The sequence below is a fragment of the Aphanothece microscopica RSMan92 genome (assembly GCF_046613545.2).
Lineage (GTDB): Bacteria > Cyanobacteriota > Cyanobacteriia > PCC-6307 > Cyanobiaceae > NIES-981.
The window spans coordinates 24236-39271 of sequence record NZ_JBKKKY020000024.1; the positions used below are offsets into that span (position 1 = coordinate 24236).

The following is a 15036-nucleotide window of genomic DNA, read 5'->3' on the forward strand; positions in this document are numbered from 1 at the left end:
GAGGACGGCATCAGGGCTGTTGGGCTGTGCCGGAGCCGGGGTAGTCGCTCCAGGCCTTGAGCTCCTGGAGGGTCTGGATCCCTTCGAGCCGGGGTTTGCCTTTGAGATCCCAGGTGGGGAAGGCACGCACCTTGGCGGCCATGCAGCGCTCGCGCCCGTTGTCGGTCTTGTCGCATTCCACGTAGGGAAGGGAGTTGCCGGCCTCCTTGCCGAACAGATTCTTCTGTTTGAAGCAGGCCGGGCACCACCAGGCGCCGTAGAAGATCGCACCCCGGGACTTCAGGTGGGCGCTGAGTGCGCGCTGTTCGCTGGTGGAGCCGCTGAGGGGCTCACCCACATGGGGCGAGGTGGAACTGGGCTGGCTGGCCGATCCGCCCGCGTCGGCGCTGGCGGTGGCGAGGAAGCCCACCACACCGATGGCCAGAGGAATCAACAGAGCCGAACGCCGGGATCGGATCTGCACCACGGGCATTGCACAGGTCACCTGACCCTAGGCACCCTGCACAGCGTCACCAGGGTGCGGTGAGCACCTCCTGTGCTGTCCCCCGGGGGGCAGGGGGCCGCCGATGGCGCCGTTCGGCCTTCCGCCCCGCCCCACGGGCGGCGGGCGGGCGCCACGGCTGAGAGACTGGGCTCGGGAATTTGCTGGTCCTGCCCTGCGCCGCTGCTTGGCGGCGCAGGGCCCCCATTCCCCCGTCATCCCTCCTGATGAGCGCCTGTCGATGTCCGCCAACGGCTACCGCGACTACTTCAAGGTGCTGGGTGTCGACCGGGGGGCCGATGCCGACGCCATCAAGCGTTCCTTTCGCAAGCTCGCCCGCCAGTACCACCCGGACGTGAACCCGGGAGACAAGGCGGCCGAGGCCCGCTTCAAGGAGATCAGTGAGGCCTACGAGGTGCTCTCCGATCCCGACAAGCGCCGTCGCTACGAACAGTTCGGCCAGTACTGGAGCCAGGCCGGTGCCGGCAGCGGCATGGGCGGCATGGATGTGGACTTCGGCCGCTACGGCAACTTCGACGATTTCATCAATGACCTGCTCGGTCGCTTCGGGGCCGGCGGCACCGGCGGCGCCGGCACACCGGGTGGCTTCGGCTTCCCGTCGGGATTCCCCGGCGGCTTCGGCGGGGGCTTCCCGGGCGGCGGCTTCGCCGGGGGCGGCCGCGCGGCGCCGGTCAATCTCGATGCCGAGGCGAGCATCAGCCTCACCATGGCGGAGGCCTTCAAGGGCTGCGAGCGAACGCTGGCCGTCAACGAGGAGCGGGTTCAGGTGCGGATCCCCGCGGGGGTGAAGCAGGGCAGCCGGCTGAGGCTCAAGGGCAAGGGCAACCTCCAGCCCGGCACCGGTCGCCGCGGGGACCTCTACCTCAACCTCCAGATCCAGGACCACCCCATCTGGAAGCTCGACGGCGACCAGCTGCGGGCCGAGCTGCCGCTCAGCCTCGATGAACTCGCCCTGGGCGGCGAGGTGCGGGTCGCCACCCCGGATGGTGAGGCGGCGGTGCAGGTGCCGCCGGGCATGACCCTGGGTCGCAGCCTGCGGTTGAAGGGCAAGGGATGGCCGCTGCGCGATGGCCGCGGCGATCTGCTGCTCACGCCCGTGCTGCGCCTGCCCGAGGCGCTCAGTGATCAGGAGCGCCAGCTGCTGCTGCAGCTCCGCCAGGCCCGCAGCGCCGATCCGCGGGTCGGTTGGATCCAGGCCGCACGGCTCTGAGGCCAGGGTCGGAGCCCGGCTGCCGTCTCCGTAGGATCCGCCCCAGCACATCTGGATTCATGGAGCTCAGCTACCGCCCCCGCCGGTTGCGCCGCACCCCGGCCCTGCGGGCGATGGTGAGGGAATTCCAGCTCAGCGCAGCCGATTTCATCTACCCCCTGTTCGTGCACGAAGGGGCCACGAACGAGCCGATCGGGGCCATGCCCGGCTGCCAGCGCTGGAGCCTCGAGGGCCTGGTGCAGGAAGTGGGGCGGGCCTGGGACCTCGGCATCCGCTGCGTGGTGCTGTTCCCCAAGGTCGCCGATGGCCTCAAGACGGAGGACGGCGCCGAGTGCTTCAACGAGCACGGCCTGATCCCCCGGGCCATCCGCCGCCTCAAGGAGGTGCACCCCCAGATGGCGATCATGACCGACGTGGCCCTCGACCCCTACTCCTGCGACGGCCACGACGGCATCGTCAGCCAGGAGGGTGTGGTGCTCAACGACGAGACCGTGGCGATCCTCTGCCGCCAGGCCGTGGCCCAGGCCCGGGCCGGTGCCGATCTGATCGGTCCCAGCGACATGATGGACGGGCGTGTGGGTGCGATCCGCGAAGCCCTCGATGAGGAGGGCTTTGAGCATGTGGGGATCATCAGCTACACGGCCAAGTACGCCTCCGCCTATTACGGACCCTTCCGCGAGGCCCTCGATTCGGCCCCCCGCGCCGCCGCCGGCAAGCCGATCCCCAAGGACAAGAGCACCTACCAGATGGACCCGGCCAACGGCCGGGAAGCCATCCTCGAGGCCCAGCTCGATGAGAGCGAAGGAGCCGACATCCTGATGGTGAAGCCCGGTCTGGCCTATCTCGACATCATCCACAGGCTCCGCGGCGAGAGCGAGCAGCCCATTGCCGCCTACAACGTCAGCGGTGAGTACGCGATGGTGAAGGCCGCCGCCGAGCGGGGCTGGATCGATGAACGGGCCGTGGTGCTGGAAACGCTGCTCTGCTTCAAGCGCGCCGGCGCCGATCTGATCCTCACCTACCACGCCTGCGACGCCGCCGCCTGGCTGCGCCAGGGCTGATGCCCGGCTGGCGCCGCAATCTCGCGGCCGCCTCTGGAGAATGGACGGCTCCGATCCACCCCGCCATGGCCGCACCCCCCAGTTCACCCCCTGAGCCGGCCCCGTCCTCTGAGCCGGCCTCTGAGCCGGCCGCACGCCCTGCCCATCGCCTCGGCCATGTGGCCCTGCGGGTCGAGGACCTCGAGCGCGCCAAGGGCTTCTATGTGGGGCTGGGGCTCCGGCTCACCTGGGATGCGGAGGATTGGGCCTACCTGCAGTGGCCCGGCAGCGGTGAGGGTCTCGCCCTGCTGAGCCCCACGTACACCGCCGCGGGGCCCCACCTGGCCCTCCACTTCCCCGACCGCGCCGCGGTTGATCAGCTGCAGGGCCGACTGATGGCGGCGGGCCACCGCTGCGGACCGGTTCACGATCACCGCGACGGAACCGCCAGCTTCTACATGCGCGATCCGGAGGGCAACTGGCTGGAGATGCTCTACGAGCCCGCCGAAGGCATTCCGAGCAATGTGCAGGGCGTGCGGCCGATCCCGCCGCCACGGCCTTGACCCCCGATCCGCCCATCGCCAGCCAGGCCCCCATTCCGCCGCTGACCATCCCGCCGGTCACCATCCAGCAGGAGGCCCTGGAGCTGCTGGAGTGGCCCCGGCTGGCCGACCAGCTCGCCGGCTTCGCCAGCACCCTCCCGGGGGCGCGTGTCTGCCGGGACCCCACCCTGCCCGCGTCCCGGGCCGAAAGCTGCACCCTGCTGGACGAAACCACTGAGCTGCTCGGTCTCGATGGGGTGCTGCCCGGCGGGCTGAGCTTCCAGGGGGTGGCCGACATCGCTGTGGTGGTGGCCCATTGCGCCAAGGGCGGCACCGCCGGCGGCGAGGCCCTGCTCGAGGTGGCCACCACCCTGGCCGCCGCCCGGAGGCTGCGGCGTCAGGTGGACGACCCTGATCTCCGGCCGGTCACCTCGGCCCTGGTGGCCGACCTGCGCACCCTGCCGGAGCTGGAGCAGCGCCTCCGTTTCTGCCTGGAGGAGGGGGGCCGGGTGGCCGACCGCGCCAGCCCGGCACTCGAGGGGGTGCGCCGCCAGCTGGTCGGACTGCGGGCCGAGCGGCGGGAACGCCTTCAGGAACTGCTGCGGCGCTACGGGCCCATGCTGCAGGACAGCGTGGTCTCCGAGCGCCACGGCCGTCCGGTGCTGGCGGTGAAGGCCGGGGCGGCGAGCCAGGTGCCGGGGCTGGTGCATGACAGTTCCGCCTCGGGCAGCACGGTGTACGTGGAGCCCCAGGCGGTGATCGCCCTGGGCAACCGGCTGCGGGACCAGGAGGGGCGGGAGCGGGAGCTGGAACTGGCCGTGCTGGCCGAGCTCAGCGGCCTGGTGGGGGAGCAGGGCGGCCCCCTGGTGCAGCTGCAGGGGGTGCTGGCCCGCCTGGATGGGGCCCTGGCCCGTGCCCGCTACGGCGCCTGGCTCGGGGCGGTGCGTCCCGAGCTCCAGGAGGACCCCCGGGGGCCGTTCAGTCTCGAGGAGCTGCGCCATCCCCTGCTGCTCTGGCAGCACCGCCGGGAGGGGGGACATCCGGTGGTGCCGGTGACCATCCGGGTGGGGCAGGAGCTGCGGGTGGTGGCGATCACCGGCCCCAACACCGGGGGCAAGACGGTCACGCTCAAGAGCCTGGGGCTGGCCGCCCTCATGGCCCGTGCCGGGATGTTCCTGCCCTGCCGCGGCACCCCCCGCCTGCCCTGGTGCGATCCCGTGCTGGCCGACATCGGCGATGAGCAGTCGCTCCAGCAGAACCTCTCCACCTTCAGTGGTCATATCCGCCGCATCGCCCGCATCCTCGACGCCCTGCCCCAGCCCGAGGAGGCCTCCTCAGTGGAGCAGCAGCCCCTCGCTCCGGCACCATCCGCCTCGGCACCATCCGTTCCGGCGCCATCCGGAGCTGCCCTGGTGCTGCTCGATGAAGTGGGGGCCGGGACCGATCCGGTGGAGGGCTCCGCCCTGGCCAGCGCCCTGCTCCGCCATCTGGCTGACCGTGCCCGGCTCACCATCGCCACCACCCATTTCGGCGAGCTCAAGGCCCTCAAGTACAGCGACAGCCGTTTCGAGAACGCCTCGGTGGCCTTCGACGTGGAGACCCTCTCGCCCACCTACCGCCTCCAGTGGGGCATCCCAGGCCGCAGCAATGCGCTGGCGATCGCCCGGCGCCTCGGCCTGAGCGAGCAGGTGCTGACCCACGCCCAGGCCCAGCTGGAGCCCCTGGGGGAGGGGGAGGTCAACCAAGTAATCGTCGGCCTGGAGAGCCAGCGCCAGCGCCAGCAGGAGGCGGCCGAGGAGGCCGCCGCGCTGCTGGCCCGCACCGAGCTGCTGCACGAGGAGCTGCTGCTGCGCTGGGAGCAGCAGAAACAGCAGAGCGCCGAGCTGCAGGAACAACGGCGCCGTGACCTGGAGCACTCCATCCGCCAGGGCCAGCAGGAGGTGCGGCGGATCATCCGCCGTCTGCGCCAGGGAGGGGCGCCCGGGCGTTCCGACACGGCCGATCTCGGGGAGACCGCCCGTCAGGCCGGCCAGCGGCTCAAGCAACTGGCCCGTGAGCACGGCCCCACGCCGGAGCGCCGGGAGCACCGGGGCTGGATGCCGGCGGTGGGAGAGCGGGTACGGGTGCTGTCCCTGGGCAAGGCTGGCGAGGTGCTCGCCCTGGCGGACGACGGACGCGAGCTGAGCGTGCGCTGTGGGGTGATGCGGCTCACCGTCCCCATCGACGCGATCGAGGGGCTCCATGGCGAGAAACCATCCCCTCCGCCTCGCCCTGAGGTGCTCGTCAGGGCCAGGCGCGGCGTCGGGGCCCGGGGCCCCGAGGTCCGCACCGAGCGCAACACCGTGGATGTGCGGGGCCTGCGGGTGCACGAGGCCGAAGCGGCCGTCGAGGAGCACCTGCGCGGCGCGAACGGCCCTGTGTGGGTGATCCACGGCATCGGTACCGGAAAACTGAAGCGGGGCCTGCGCCAGTGGCTCAGCACCGTGCCCTACGTGGAGCGGGTGGACGATGCGGCTCAGGGGGATGGCGGGCCCGGCTGCACGGTGGTTCACGTGCGCTGAGGTTCGCCTGCGCTGAGGAGCTGGCAGACCCGCCCCATCCAAGCCGACCGGCCTTCAGAGGGCGGGCAGCACCGGACCCGCTGCCTGGGGCTGGGGCTGGGGCAGGGCCAGGGCCTCCCCAGCCGCGTCGAACAGGCGCCAGCCGCTGGGGTCGGCGTCCAGGTGAAGGGTCTGGCCTGCAACGAGCCGTTCCTCCGGCCCGACACGCACCTGCACCAGGTGGCTGCTCTCCTGCAGCCTGCAGGTGAGCAGCTGTTCGTTGCCGAGGGCTTCCACGTGCTGCACCTCGGCTGCCAGGTTGCGGTTGGTGGCCGGGGCCAGCCGCAGGTGCTCCGGGCGCAGGCCCCCGGTGAGACGGTGGCCGACCCGGCTGGCCAGCAGATCGGCCAGGGGGCCATCCATTGACAGCCGCCGGCCGCCGAGGAGCAGTTGGCCGGGCCCGATCGCCTCCACCGGCAGCAGGTTCATCGGCGGGCTGCCGATGAACTGGGCCACAAAGAGGTTGGCGGGCCAGTGGTAGAGCTCCATCGGGGTGCCCAGTTGCTGCAGCCGCCCGGCGTTGAGCACGGCGATGCGGTGCCCCATCGTCATCGCCTCCACCTGGTCATGGGTGACATAGAGGGTGGTGGTGCCCAGCTCGCGCTGCAGGGCGACGATCTGGGCGCGCGTGCCGGTGCGGAGCTTGGCGTCCAGGTTGCTCAGCGGCTCGTCCATCAGAAACACCGACGGCTGACGGGCGATGGCCCGTCCCAGGGCCACCCGCTGCTTCTGGCCGCCGGAGAGCTCCTTGGGCAGGCGCTGGAGCAGGGGTTCGAGCTCCAGGCTGGTGGCCACCTCGGCGATCCGAGCTTCCACCCGGGCCTCCCGGGGGGAGGACACCCGCAGTGGACCGGGCAGGCGGCGGGTCGCCCGGTGCAGGGCATCCTCGAGCTGTTGCAGGGGGGTGCGCGGCCGGCTGCGCCGCAGTCCGAAGCCGATGTTGCCGGCCACGCTCAGGTGGGGATAGAGGGCATAGCTCTGGAACACCATGGCCACGTCGCGCTGGGCCGGCCGCAGCCGGGTGACCTCCCGTTCTCCCACCACGATGCTGCCGCTGGTCGGTTGCTCCAGACCGGCGAGCAGGCGCAGCAGGGTGCTCTTGCCGCATCCTGAGGGCCCCACCAGCACCAGGAACTCCCCATCCCGCACGTGCAGGTCGAGGGCCCTCAGCACCTCCACCGGGGCGCCACCACGGTGGGGCGGGTAGGTCTTGCCGACCGCTTGAAAACGTACCTCCGCCAAACCTGCTCCCACGTGGCCCCGTGTTGGCCGGAATCCTAGGTTTGAGCCAATGCACTTCATCGATCAGGCCCGCATCGCCGTGAAGGCCGGCCGCGGCGGCGACGGGATCGTGGCGTTCCGCCGCGAGAAATACGTACCGGCCGGCGGACCTTCCGGTGGTGACGGTGGACGGGGCGGCGACGTGCTGCTCGTGGCCGACGCCAACCTGCAGACCCTGCTTGACTTCAAGTACCGGCGGATCTTCGAGGCGGTGGATGGACGCCGTGGTGGTCCGAACCGCTGCACCGGCGCCAGCGGGGATGCGCTGCGGATCAAGGTGCCCTGCGGGACCGAGGTGCGCGATGCCCGCACCGGCATCCTGCTCGGCGACCTCACCCGGCCTGGCGAAGAGCTGCTGGTGGCGGCGGCGGGCCGGGGAGGCCTCGGCAATGCCCATTACCTCAGCAACCGCAACCGGGCCCCGGAAAAGTGCACGGAGGGCAAGGAGGGGGAGGAGTGGCTGCTGCAGCTGGAGCTCAAGCTGCTGGCCGAGGTGGGCATCATCGGGCTGCCCAATGCCGGCAAGAGCACCCTGATCTCAGTGCTCTCGGCGGCACGCCCCAAGATCGCCGATTACCCGTTCACCACCCTGGTACCGAACCTGGGCGTGGTTCGCCGCCCCAGCGGGGATGGCACCGTCTTCGCCGACATTCCCGGACTGATCGCCGGTGCGGCCCAGGGGGCCGGGCTGGGCCATGACTTTCTGCGTCACATCGAGCGCACCCGTCTGCTGGTCCACCTGGTGGACGCCGCCTCCGAGGCCGTGCTGAGCGATCTTCAGGTGGTCGAGCGGGAACTGGCCGCCTACGGGCATGGGCTGGAGCGGCGCCCCCGGCTGGTGGTGCTCAACAAGATCGAGCTGCTGGACCCCGCGGAGCTGGAGCTGCTGAGGGCTGAGGTTGAGGGCCACTGCGGCCGCAGCGTGCTGGCTGTTTCTGCCGCCACCGGGAGCCATCTGGACAGCCTGCTGGCCGCGGTGTGGCGTGAGCTGGACATCGGGGCTCCCCGGGAGACCGAAGAGCCGGTGATGGGCGAGGCCTGAGCCTCAGTCGTCGTAGACCCGGCACTCGGGGGCCTCGGGGTTCATGTCGCAGTAGATCTCGAGGGGCGAGGGGTCGTGGCTGTCCTCGGGGTGGTGGGCCTTGTACTCCTCGAGCCCTTTGATCTCCTCCTCGAGGTGGCGCACCTTGCCCATGTCGCCGGCAGCGCGCGCAGCCTCGATGTCGGTCTTGTCCTTCTGGATGTGCTCGTCGATGTTGTTCATGCTGGTGCTGGACGGGTGAGTCCGAAGCTCATCGGCGCCCACCATACGGTTGCTGCAAGCCCTGGCGCTTTTCTGTGGGCTGCTGCTGATTGGCACGACCGTGGCTACCAGCAGTTCAGGAGCATTGCGGGGCGCAGAGGCCATGACACGCATCAGGCACCGGCGGGATCGCCATTTCATGGATGAGAACGGGCGTCTGTACTGGATCAACGGCCCGGATCACCACTGCTACCTCTCGGAGCAGCGGCAGTGGCGGGTCGGCCTGAGCTTCGAGGATGTGTTGGATTGGAAACAATGCGCCCCCAGCGGGCTGGTCAGCCAGCGCTTCAGTTCCCCACGGGCCGCCTGCGAGGCCTACGAGCACCATCTGGTGCAGTGGTCCAGGGATCTGTATCTGCAGCGGATGGGCGATCGCATGGCGGCCCGCCGCAGTGATCCCGACTACAAGCCCACCGCCATGGTGCTGGCCGAGAGCCAGGGGGCCAGGCCCCGTCAGCAGCCCTGGCGGCTGCCGGACCCTTCCGGACCCTGCTGCGGCCTGCCCCCCCGTTCCCCCGCCTCGGCCGCGATGCTGGAGATGCCCCACCCTCGCCGCCGCCGCCGGCTGGGCGGGGATCCGTCAGCCCGCCAGCTCGCTGAGCTCTAGCCAGCGCTCCTCGCCGTGCTCGATGCGGCGGGCCAGCTCGGAGAGCTCCTGGGTGAGGGCTTCGAGGGCGGTGTAATCGCTGCTGCCGCTGGCCAGACGCTGCTCCAGTTCGCCGCGGCGGGCCTCCCAGGTGGGCAGGTCCGCATCCAGCTGGGCCAGCTCCCGGGATTCCTTGAAACTGCGGCGCCGGGGCTTCGGCGTGGCGCCGCTGGCACCGCCCTTTTCCGTGCCACTGTCCGCGCTGCTCTCCGTGGGTGTGACCGTGTCGGTCGGGCTGGAGCGTTCGCGCAGGCGCCGCTCCAGGTAGGCGCTGTAGTTGCCCTCGAACCGTTCCAGCACGCCGTCGTGGAAGGCGAAGAGCCGATCCACCGTGCGATCGAGGAAGTAGCGGTCGTGGGACACCACCACCACACAGCCGCGGAAGTCCTCGAGGAAGTCCTCGAGCACGGTGAGGGTCTGCACGTCGAGGTCGTTGGTGGGCTCATCGAGCAGCAGCACGTTCGGCGCCTCGATCAGCAGCCTGCAGAGGTGCAGCCGGCGCCGCTCACCGCCGGAGAGTTTGCTCACCGGCTGGTGCTGCTGGGCCGGCGGGAACAGGAACCGCTCCAGCAGCTGGGAGGCGCTCAGGCTGCTGCCCTCCACCTCGACGCTGCTGGCGGCTTCCCTGACCACGTCGATCACCTTGCGCTCCCGGCCCGCCGCATCCCGCTCGTCCCCCAGCACGTCGCTGTGCTGGTCGAAGTAGGCGAGCTTCACGGTGGACCCCAGCTCCAGCCGTCCCTGCTGCACGGCGCGCCGGCCGGCGATCAGATCCAGCAGGGTCGACTTGCCCGATCCGTTCGGGCCGATGATCCCCACCCGGTCCTCGGGGCTGAAGTCGTAGCTGAACTCCCGCAGCAGGGGGGGCAGACCCAGCTGGCGGGCCTCCTCCGTGGCCCACACGCTCAGGTGCTCGGCCTCGATCGCCCGCTTGCCGAGGCGGCGCTGGTTGCTCGCCAGGCTGAGCTGGCCGCGGCTCTGGCGACGGGGTGCCTCCTGCATCGCCTCGATCCGCTGGATGCGGGCCTTCTGCTTGGTGCTGCGGGCCTGGGGCCCGCGCCGCAGCCACTCCAGCTCCCGCCGCAGCACGCCACGGAACTTGGCCTCACCGGCGGCGGCGGCGGCCTCGTCGTCGGCCTTGCGGGCCAGATAGGTGGCGTAGTTGCCGCCGTAGCTGCGGGCTTCGCCCCGGTCGACCTCCACGATCCTGTCGGTGACCTGGTCCAGCACGTAGCGGTCGTGGGTGATCAGCACCAGGGCCCCGGGGAAGCGGCCCAGGTAGCCCTGCAGCCACTGGATGCAGTCGGCATCGAGATGGTTGGTGGGCTCATCGAGCAGCAGCACGTCGGGTTCGGCGACCAGGGCCGAGGCCAGGGCCAGCCGCTTGCGGTAGCCGCCGGAGAGTTCACCCACCCGGCGCCCGACCTCGGTCACCCCGAGGCGGTCGAGCACCTCCCGCACCTGCTGCTCCAGCCCCCAGGCCTGGCTCTGGTCCATGCGGCTGTTCAGCTCGCCCAGCTCGGCCAGCAGGGCCGTGGCATCCCCACCCGAGCTGTGCGCCTGGGCCAGGGCATCGCTCACGGCGGTGTAGCGGCGCAGCAGCGCCAGCTTTTCGCCGCTGCCCTCGAACACCTGATCGAGCACGGTGCGCTCCGGATCGAGGGCGGGGTCCTGGTCCACCAGGACGATCCGGGCCTGGGGCAGGGTGCGGCGTTCGCCGGCTCCCGCAGGCTCCTGGCCGGCCAGCAGCTTCAGCAGGGTGCTCTTGCCGGCGCCGTTCGGTCCGATCAGTCCGAGCCGCTCCCGCGGGCCGATGTGCAGGGTGAGCTGCTCGAACAGGGTGCGGATGCCGAAGTCCTTGCGGACCCCCACCAGGCTGATCAGGCTCACGTCAGGCTCCCGTGCCGGCGCTGCGGCGGCGATCCTCGAGATACGCAAAAACGCTCTTGTCGCCGACGTCGGCGGCGGCCGGCATCGGGAACTTCCGCAGGCAGAGCACCAGCAGCAGGGCGGCCTCCAGGGCCAGCAGGGAGCCGCTGGTGGCAGGGGGCAGCAGGCCGCTGAGCTGGCCCAGCAGGGCGAGGGGCAGCAACAGGGTCACCCCGATCGCCTCCGGTCGCCGGAAACAGAAGAACTCCTTGAAGCCGATCCCGGCCAGGGCGGCGAAGAAGGGGCCGATCGCCCAGATCCAGCGGCCGTCAGCGGCCACCGCGGCCGCCATCCCCCCCGGACCGGCCAGGGCACCGAGGAGCAGGAACCCGCCGCAGCCGAGCAACCAGAAGAGCTGAAGGCTGCGGTGCAGGGGACGCAGGTAGATGTGGATCCAACGCAGCGCCAGCCCCAGGCCCGCCGCCATCGGCAGCAGCCAGGGCCAGAGCCACCGATCGCCCAGCCAGTGCCACTGGGCCAGCAGGCCCGCCTGGGCGATCGCCATCACCAGCAGGCTCAGCCGGTAGCCCTGCACCTCGCGGCGGTCCTCGGCCGTGATCGTGAAGGGTCCGTAGACCCCGTCGAAGACCGGATCGGCGCCGGGATGGCTGATGGGAGGGCTGGTGCCATCAGAGAGGTTCGCATCAGTCATGGTTCAAATCGGTCATGGTTCGCATCAGGCCTGTTCGGCCGGGCTGGGGGCTCTCCCACCAGTGTGGCCAGGGGGGGGCCTGCGGGAACGATTCCGGAGGGGTGGAGGGGAAACAGGGCGCCGAAGTAGTCGCGGCGCCAGGCCTCCGGCCAGCAGGTGGCGGCCACGCCGGGCAGCCCATGGAAGCGGGAGCGCCACCGCCACAGGCCCGGCAGCTGCCACAGCGGCCGGCGGCTGACCCCGAACAGGGGGGCATAGACCAGCTCCAGCCGGATCAGGGTGGGGAACAGCTGCACGTCGGCCAGGCTGAGCTCGGGCCCGCTCAGCCATCCGTCGCCGCCATGCTGCTGCAGGAGCGCATCGGCTTCGCCCAGGGCGTCGAACAGGGCCGTTTCCGCCCGGTCGTAGGCGGCCTGGCTGCGGGCGAAGCCGCAGCGGTAGACCCCGTCGTTCACCCGGCCCTGCAGCAGTTCCCGCCAGTGCTGGGTCGCCTGCCGCTGCGCCGGCGGCTCGAGGTCCGGACCTGCTGGCGAGGGCCAGTGGTTGAGCAGTTCGATCAGTCGGGCGCTCTCGCCCACCACGATCTGCCGGCTTTTCCGCGACACCAGCACCGGCACCGTGGCCCGGGTCCCGGCCGCTGCGCCGCACTGGGTGTAGAGCTCCTGCAGGGTTTCGCAGCCAAGGAACGCCTCGCTGAAGCGCCAGCGCCCGGCGGCCGGGTCGGGTTCCACCACCACCAGGGTGATGCTGGCCGCCAACTGGCGCAGGCTCCACACCAGCCAGGCCCGGTGGGCCCAGGGGCAGCTCCTCCCCACGACCAGCACATGCGCTTCCGGTTCGGCGGCATCGGCCGGGACGGCCGGCAGGGCCGCGAAGGCCCCCTCGGGCCTGCGGTAGTTGCCCTCGGAGTCGGCGGGGCCCAGGCCCCCCATGAGCTGCTGCCATTGCCACTGCCAGGCCCCGCGGGCCACGCGCACCAGCAGGGGAGATGGGGGCATGACGGCGTCCGCACTGGTTCGACTCTGCGCCAGGCTGGACTGGAAAGCCACCGCGACGGGTTGTCCGGCTGGCGTTGGCCGAGGAGGTGGTGGTGCAGGTCGGTCAGGGGGCAGGGGTGCTGGTGGTCGGCGGCACCCACGGCAACGAGCGCAATGCGCCGTGGCTGCTGGAGCACTGGCGGGACAACCCCGGGGCCCTGGCCACCGGGGGACTGCCCGTGAGGCTGATCCTCGGCAACCCCGAGGCCCATGCCTGCAACCGGCGCTACGTGGCGCGGGACCTCAACCGCTGCTTCACCGAGGACCTGCTGGCGGATCCCGACGAGCAGAGCCCTGAAGTGCGGCGGGCGCGGCACCTCCTCGCGGTCCATGGGCCCGCAGGCCGCGAGCCCTGTGCCGTGGCGATCGATCTCCACAGCACCACCAGTGCCATGGGCAATTCCCTGGTGCTCTACGGCCGCCGGCCGACCGATCTGGCCCTGGCGGCCGGCATCCAGGGCCTGCTGGGCCTGCCGATCTATCTGCACGAGGCCGACCTCGATCAGACCGGCTTTCTGGTGGAGCAGTGGCCCTGCGGCGTGGCGATCGAGGTGGGGCCGGTGCCCCAGGGCGTGGTGCAGGCCCAGATCTGCCGCCAGAGCCAGCTCGCCCTGGAGGCGGCCCTGGCGGTGCTCGCCGCTGCCCGTCGTGGGGGGCTGCGCCTGCCGGCGGGACTGACGGTGCATCGCCACCTCACCAGCCTCGATCTGCCCCGCGGTGCCGACGGCAGCCCACAGGCCTGCATCCATCCCTCACGGCAGTTTCGCGACTGGTGGCCGCTGCAGCCGGGGGATCCGCTGTTTCTCACAGCCGCCGGCGACGTCATCCGCTTCGAGCCCCAGGCCGAGCTGCAACCGCGCCTGTCCCAGGGCTTGGAGAACCCCGAAGCCTGGTCCGACCAACTGGTCGCCGTCTTCATCAATGAAGCTGCCTACGGCGAGAAGGGCATTGCCCTCAGCCTCGCCCGGCGGGAGGTCTGGGCCGTCGAGAGGGCCTGGGGTCAGGCGCTGGGCGACTGTGCGGCCGGGCTGGCCGTGGGATGACGTCGGGCGAGGCCTGAGCTGCGGGGCTGCGGCTGGCTCAGCGCGGCACGCCGTTGTACAGGATCTGGACGACCGTGCGGCCGTCCGGGGAGACGAGCATCTCCGTCTCGACGGTGGGAGGCAGCTGCAACTGCTCCCAGCCGGGGCTGCCACCCAGGAAGCGGAAGGTGAAGCCCTCCTCCGAGCGGCTCACCAGGCAGGGGTTGTTGTTGATCCCCTGGTACATGCACACCGCCGGCCGGTAGACCCCCAGCCCGCCGTTCAGCTTGGCGGCGGTGCCCCGGGCCACGTTGATCGCCCGCTGAAGCCCCATGGCCTCGCTCTTGATCTGTTCGATGCGCTGGAGCGTCTGGCCGGTGAGGCTCGAGGGCGAGGGTTCCTCCGCCTTGACTCCGGTGGGGCCCAGGAGGCACAGGCCGGCGAGCAGGAACAGCCTGCCGGCCAGCGCTCCGCGTGCCCCTGATCGGCTGGTGAAACGAACCATGACCTGAGACCGAACGGTCCTGCATCACCCGCTCAGCCTGGGTCCTGGGGTTGGGTTGTGCCCCGCCCGCTCAGCCACAAACCAGGGTGGCCTGCTCCTTGGTGCAGGGCAGGTCACTGCGGGTGCCATCGGCCCAGTAGATCCTCAGCCGGTCGTCACTGGTGCCCGTTCGGTAGGTGAGCGACTTGACCGGACCGGCGGGCGGCTTGCCGCTCTTGTCGGCGGCGCCCTGGGGGCTGAGGGCGTTGAGCTTCTGCTCGAGTTGCTGGATCTTCACGTCCTGCTGCTCCAGGCGTTGCTGCAGTTGCAGCAGCTCGGCCGAAGGCTTGGGCTGGCAGGCGCCCAGGACCAGGGCGGAACCCACCGCCAGCAGCAGGCCGGGGAGCTGGGGGAGGGGGGGGACGGTCTGGGGGGCGGACTGGGGGGCTCGCAGCGCCATGCCGTGCAGCGGAGGGATAGCCGCACACATAGCCCAACGGCTGCTGCCGAGCCCTGAGCCCCCCTGGCCCCGCAACCCCTCTTCACAAACCACGCAATGTTCTGTTACGTTCAGCGGCGACGGGATTCCGTCCGCCTGCCGCGTCTTCCCCCGGGCTCCGCCCACGGAGGGGCGATGGCGGCCATACCTACCCGCTCTTACGAGCACCTCTTCTCCTGTTCTCATGACCACCACTCTCCAGCAGCGCTCCGGCGCCTCCAGCTGGCAGCAGTTCTGCGAGTGGGTCACCTCCACCAACAACCGCCTCTACGTGGGCTGGTTCGGCGTG

General features: G+C 71.0%; 15 protein-coding genes. 7 read left to right on the plus strand and 8 right to left on the minus strand.

The window, feature by feature from the left end:
* Positions 1-10: 10 nt before the first annotated feature.
* The gene (locus ACLD7X_RS08680; RefSeq protein WP_411423163.1) at positions 11-463 is read right to left on the minus strand and encodes a hypothetical protein; all 453 of its coding nucleotides are present in this window, start codon (positions 461-463) and stop codon (positions 11-13) included.
* A 259-nt stretch (positions 464-722) separates the two neighbouring features.
* Here ACLD7X_RS08680 and ACLD7X_RS08685 point away from each other — a divergent pair, with 259 nt between their 5' ends.
* Genes ACLD7X_RS08685 through ACLD7X_RS08700 form a run of 4 tightly spaced genes read left to right on the plus strand, consistent with a single transcriptional unit; the run spans position 723 to position 5855 of the window.
* Positions 723-1712 (plus strand): DnaJ C-terminal domain-containing protein, encoded by a 990-nt coding sequence (locus ACLD7X_RS08685; RefSeq protein ID WP_411423164.1) that lies wholly within the window; start codon positions 723-725, stop codon positions 1710-1712.
* 59 nt (positions 1713-1771) lie between these two features.
* Positions 1772-2773, plus strand: a complete 1002-nt coding sequence (hemB, locus tag ACLD7X_RS08690) for a porphobilinogen synthase (protein WP_411423165.1) — start codon at positions 1772-1774, stop codon at positions 2771-2773.
* Positions 2773-3315 (plus strand): VOC family protein, encoded by a 543-nt coding sequence (locus ACLD7X_RS08695; RefSeq protein WP_411423166.1) that lies wholly within the window; start codon positions 2773-2775, stop codon positions 3313-3315. Before hemB ends, ACLD7X_RS08695 begins: the two co-directional genes overlap by 1 nt.
* The gene (locus ACLD7X_RS08700) at positions 3312-5855 is read left to right on the plus strand and encodes an endonuclease MutS2 (RefSeq protein ID WP_411423167.1); all 2544 of its coding nucleotides are present in this window, start codon (positions 3312-3314) and stop codon (positions 5853-5855) included. Before ACLD7X_RS08695 ends, ACLD7X_RS08700 begins: the two co-directional genes overlap by 4 nt.
* A gap of 54 nt (positions 5856-5909) precedes the next feature.
* On the opposite strand, the gene ACLD7X_RS08705 is transcribed toward ACLD7X_RS08700, so the two are convergent.
* Positions 5910-7136: an ABC transporter ATP-binding protein gene (locus ACLD7X_RS08705; protein WP_411423177.1), complete on the minus strand. Its 1227-nt coding sequence runs from the start codon at positions 7134-7136 to the stop codon at positions 5910-5912.
* 49 nt (positions 7137-7185) lie between these two features.
* Between ACLD7X_RS08705 and cgtA the strand changes: the two genes are divergently transcribed.
* A complete protein-coding gene (cgtA, locus tag ACLD7X_RS08710) occupies positions 7186-8217 on the plus strand; it encodes an Obg family GTPase CgtA (RefSeq protein WP_411423168.1) in 1032 nt (343 codons plus the stop codon).
* A gap of 3 nt (positions 8218-8220) precedes the next feature.
* Here the strand turns inward: cgtA and ACLD7X_RS08715 are convergent, their stop codons facing one another.
* Positions 8221-8439: a Calvin cycle protein CP12 gene (locus tag ACLD7X_RS08715; protein WP_411423169.1), complete on the minus strand. Its 219-nt coding sequence runs from the start codon at positions 8437-8439 to the stop codon at positions 8221-8223.
* A 142-nt stretch (positions 8440-8581) separates the two neighbouring features.
* Here ACLD7X_RS08715 and ACLD7X_RS08720 point away from each other — a divergent pair, with 142 nt between their 5' ends.
* Positions 8582-9085, plus strand: a complete 504-nt coding sequence (locus ACLD7X_RS08720; protein ID WP_411423170.1) for a hypothetical protein — start codon at positions 8582-8584, stop codon at positions 9083-9085.
* Here ACLD7X_RS08720 and ACLD7X_RS08725 read toward each other — a convergent pair.
* Genes ACLD7X_RS08725 through ACLD7X_RS08735 form a run of 3 tightly spaced genes read right to left on the minus strand, consistent with a single transcriptional unit; the run spans position 9059 to position 12703 of the window.
* The gene (locus tag ACLD7X_RS08725) at positions 9059-11014 is read right to left on the minus strand and encodes an ABC-F family ATP-binding cassette domain-containing protein (protein ID WP_412006996.1); all 1956 of its coding nucleotides are present in this window, start codon (positions 11012-11014) and stop codon (positions 9059-9061) included. The genes ACLD7X_RS08720 and ACLD7X_RS08725 overlap by 27 nt on opposite strands.
* 1 nt (position 11015) lies before the next feature.
* A complete protein-coding gene (locus ACLD7X_RS08730; RefSeq protein ID WP_411423172.1) occupies positions 11016-11705 on the minus strand; it encodes a DUF2301 domain-containing membrane protein in 690 nt (229 codons plus the stop codon).
* On the minus strand, positions 11702-12703 hold the full coding sequence (locus tag ACLD7X_RS08735) for a glutathione S-transferase C-terminal domain-containing protein (RefSeq protein ID WP_411423173.1): 1002 nt from the start codon (positions 12701-12703) through the stop codon (positions 11702-11704). Before ACLD7X_RS08735 ends, ACLD7X_RS08730 begins: the two co-directional genes overlap by 4 nt.
* Before the next feature lie 74 nt (positions 12704-12777).
* Between ACLD7X_RS08735 and ACLD7X_RS08740 the strand changes: the two genes are divergently transcribed.
* Positions 12778-13785: an aspartoacylase gene (locus ACLD7X_RS08740; RefSeq protein WP_411423174.1), complete on the plus strand. Its 1008-nt coding sequence runs from the start codon at positions 12778-12780 to the stop codon at positions 13783-13785.
* Positions 13786-13822: 37 nt separating this feature from the next.
* On the opposite strand, the gene ACLD7X_RS08745 is transcribed toward ACLD7X_RS08740, so the two are convergent.
* Positions 13823-14269 carry a hypothetical protein gene (locus ACLD7X_RS08745; protein WP_411423175.1) on the minus strand — a complete coding sequence of 149 codons (447 nt, stop codon included), beginning with the start codon at positions 14267-14269 and terminating at the stop codon, positions 13823-13825.
* Between the two features lie 70 nt (positions 14270-14339).
* On the minus strand, positions 14340-14708 hold the full coding sequence (locus tag ACLD7X_RS08750; protein ID WP_412006997.1) for a hypothetical protein: 369 nt from the start codon (positions 14706-14708) through the stop codon (positions 14340-14342).
* Positions 14709-15036: the final 328 nt, after the last annotated feature.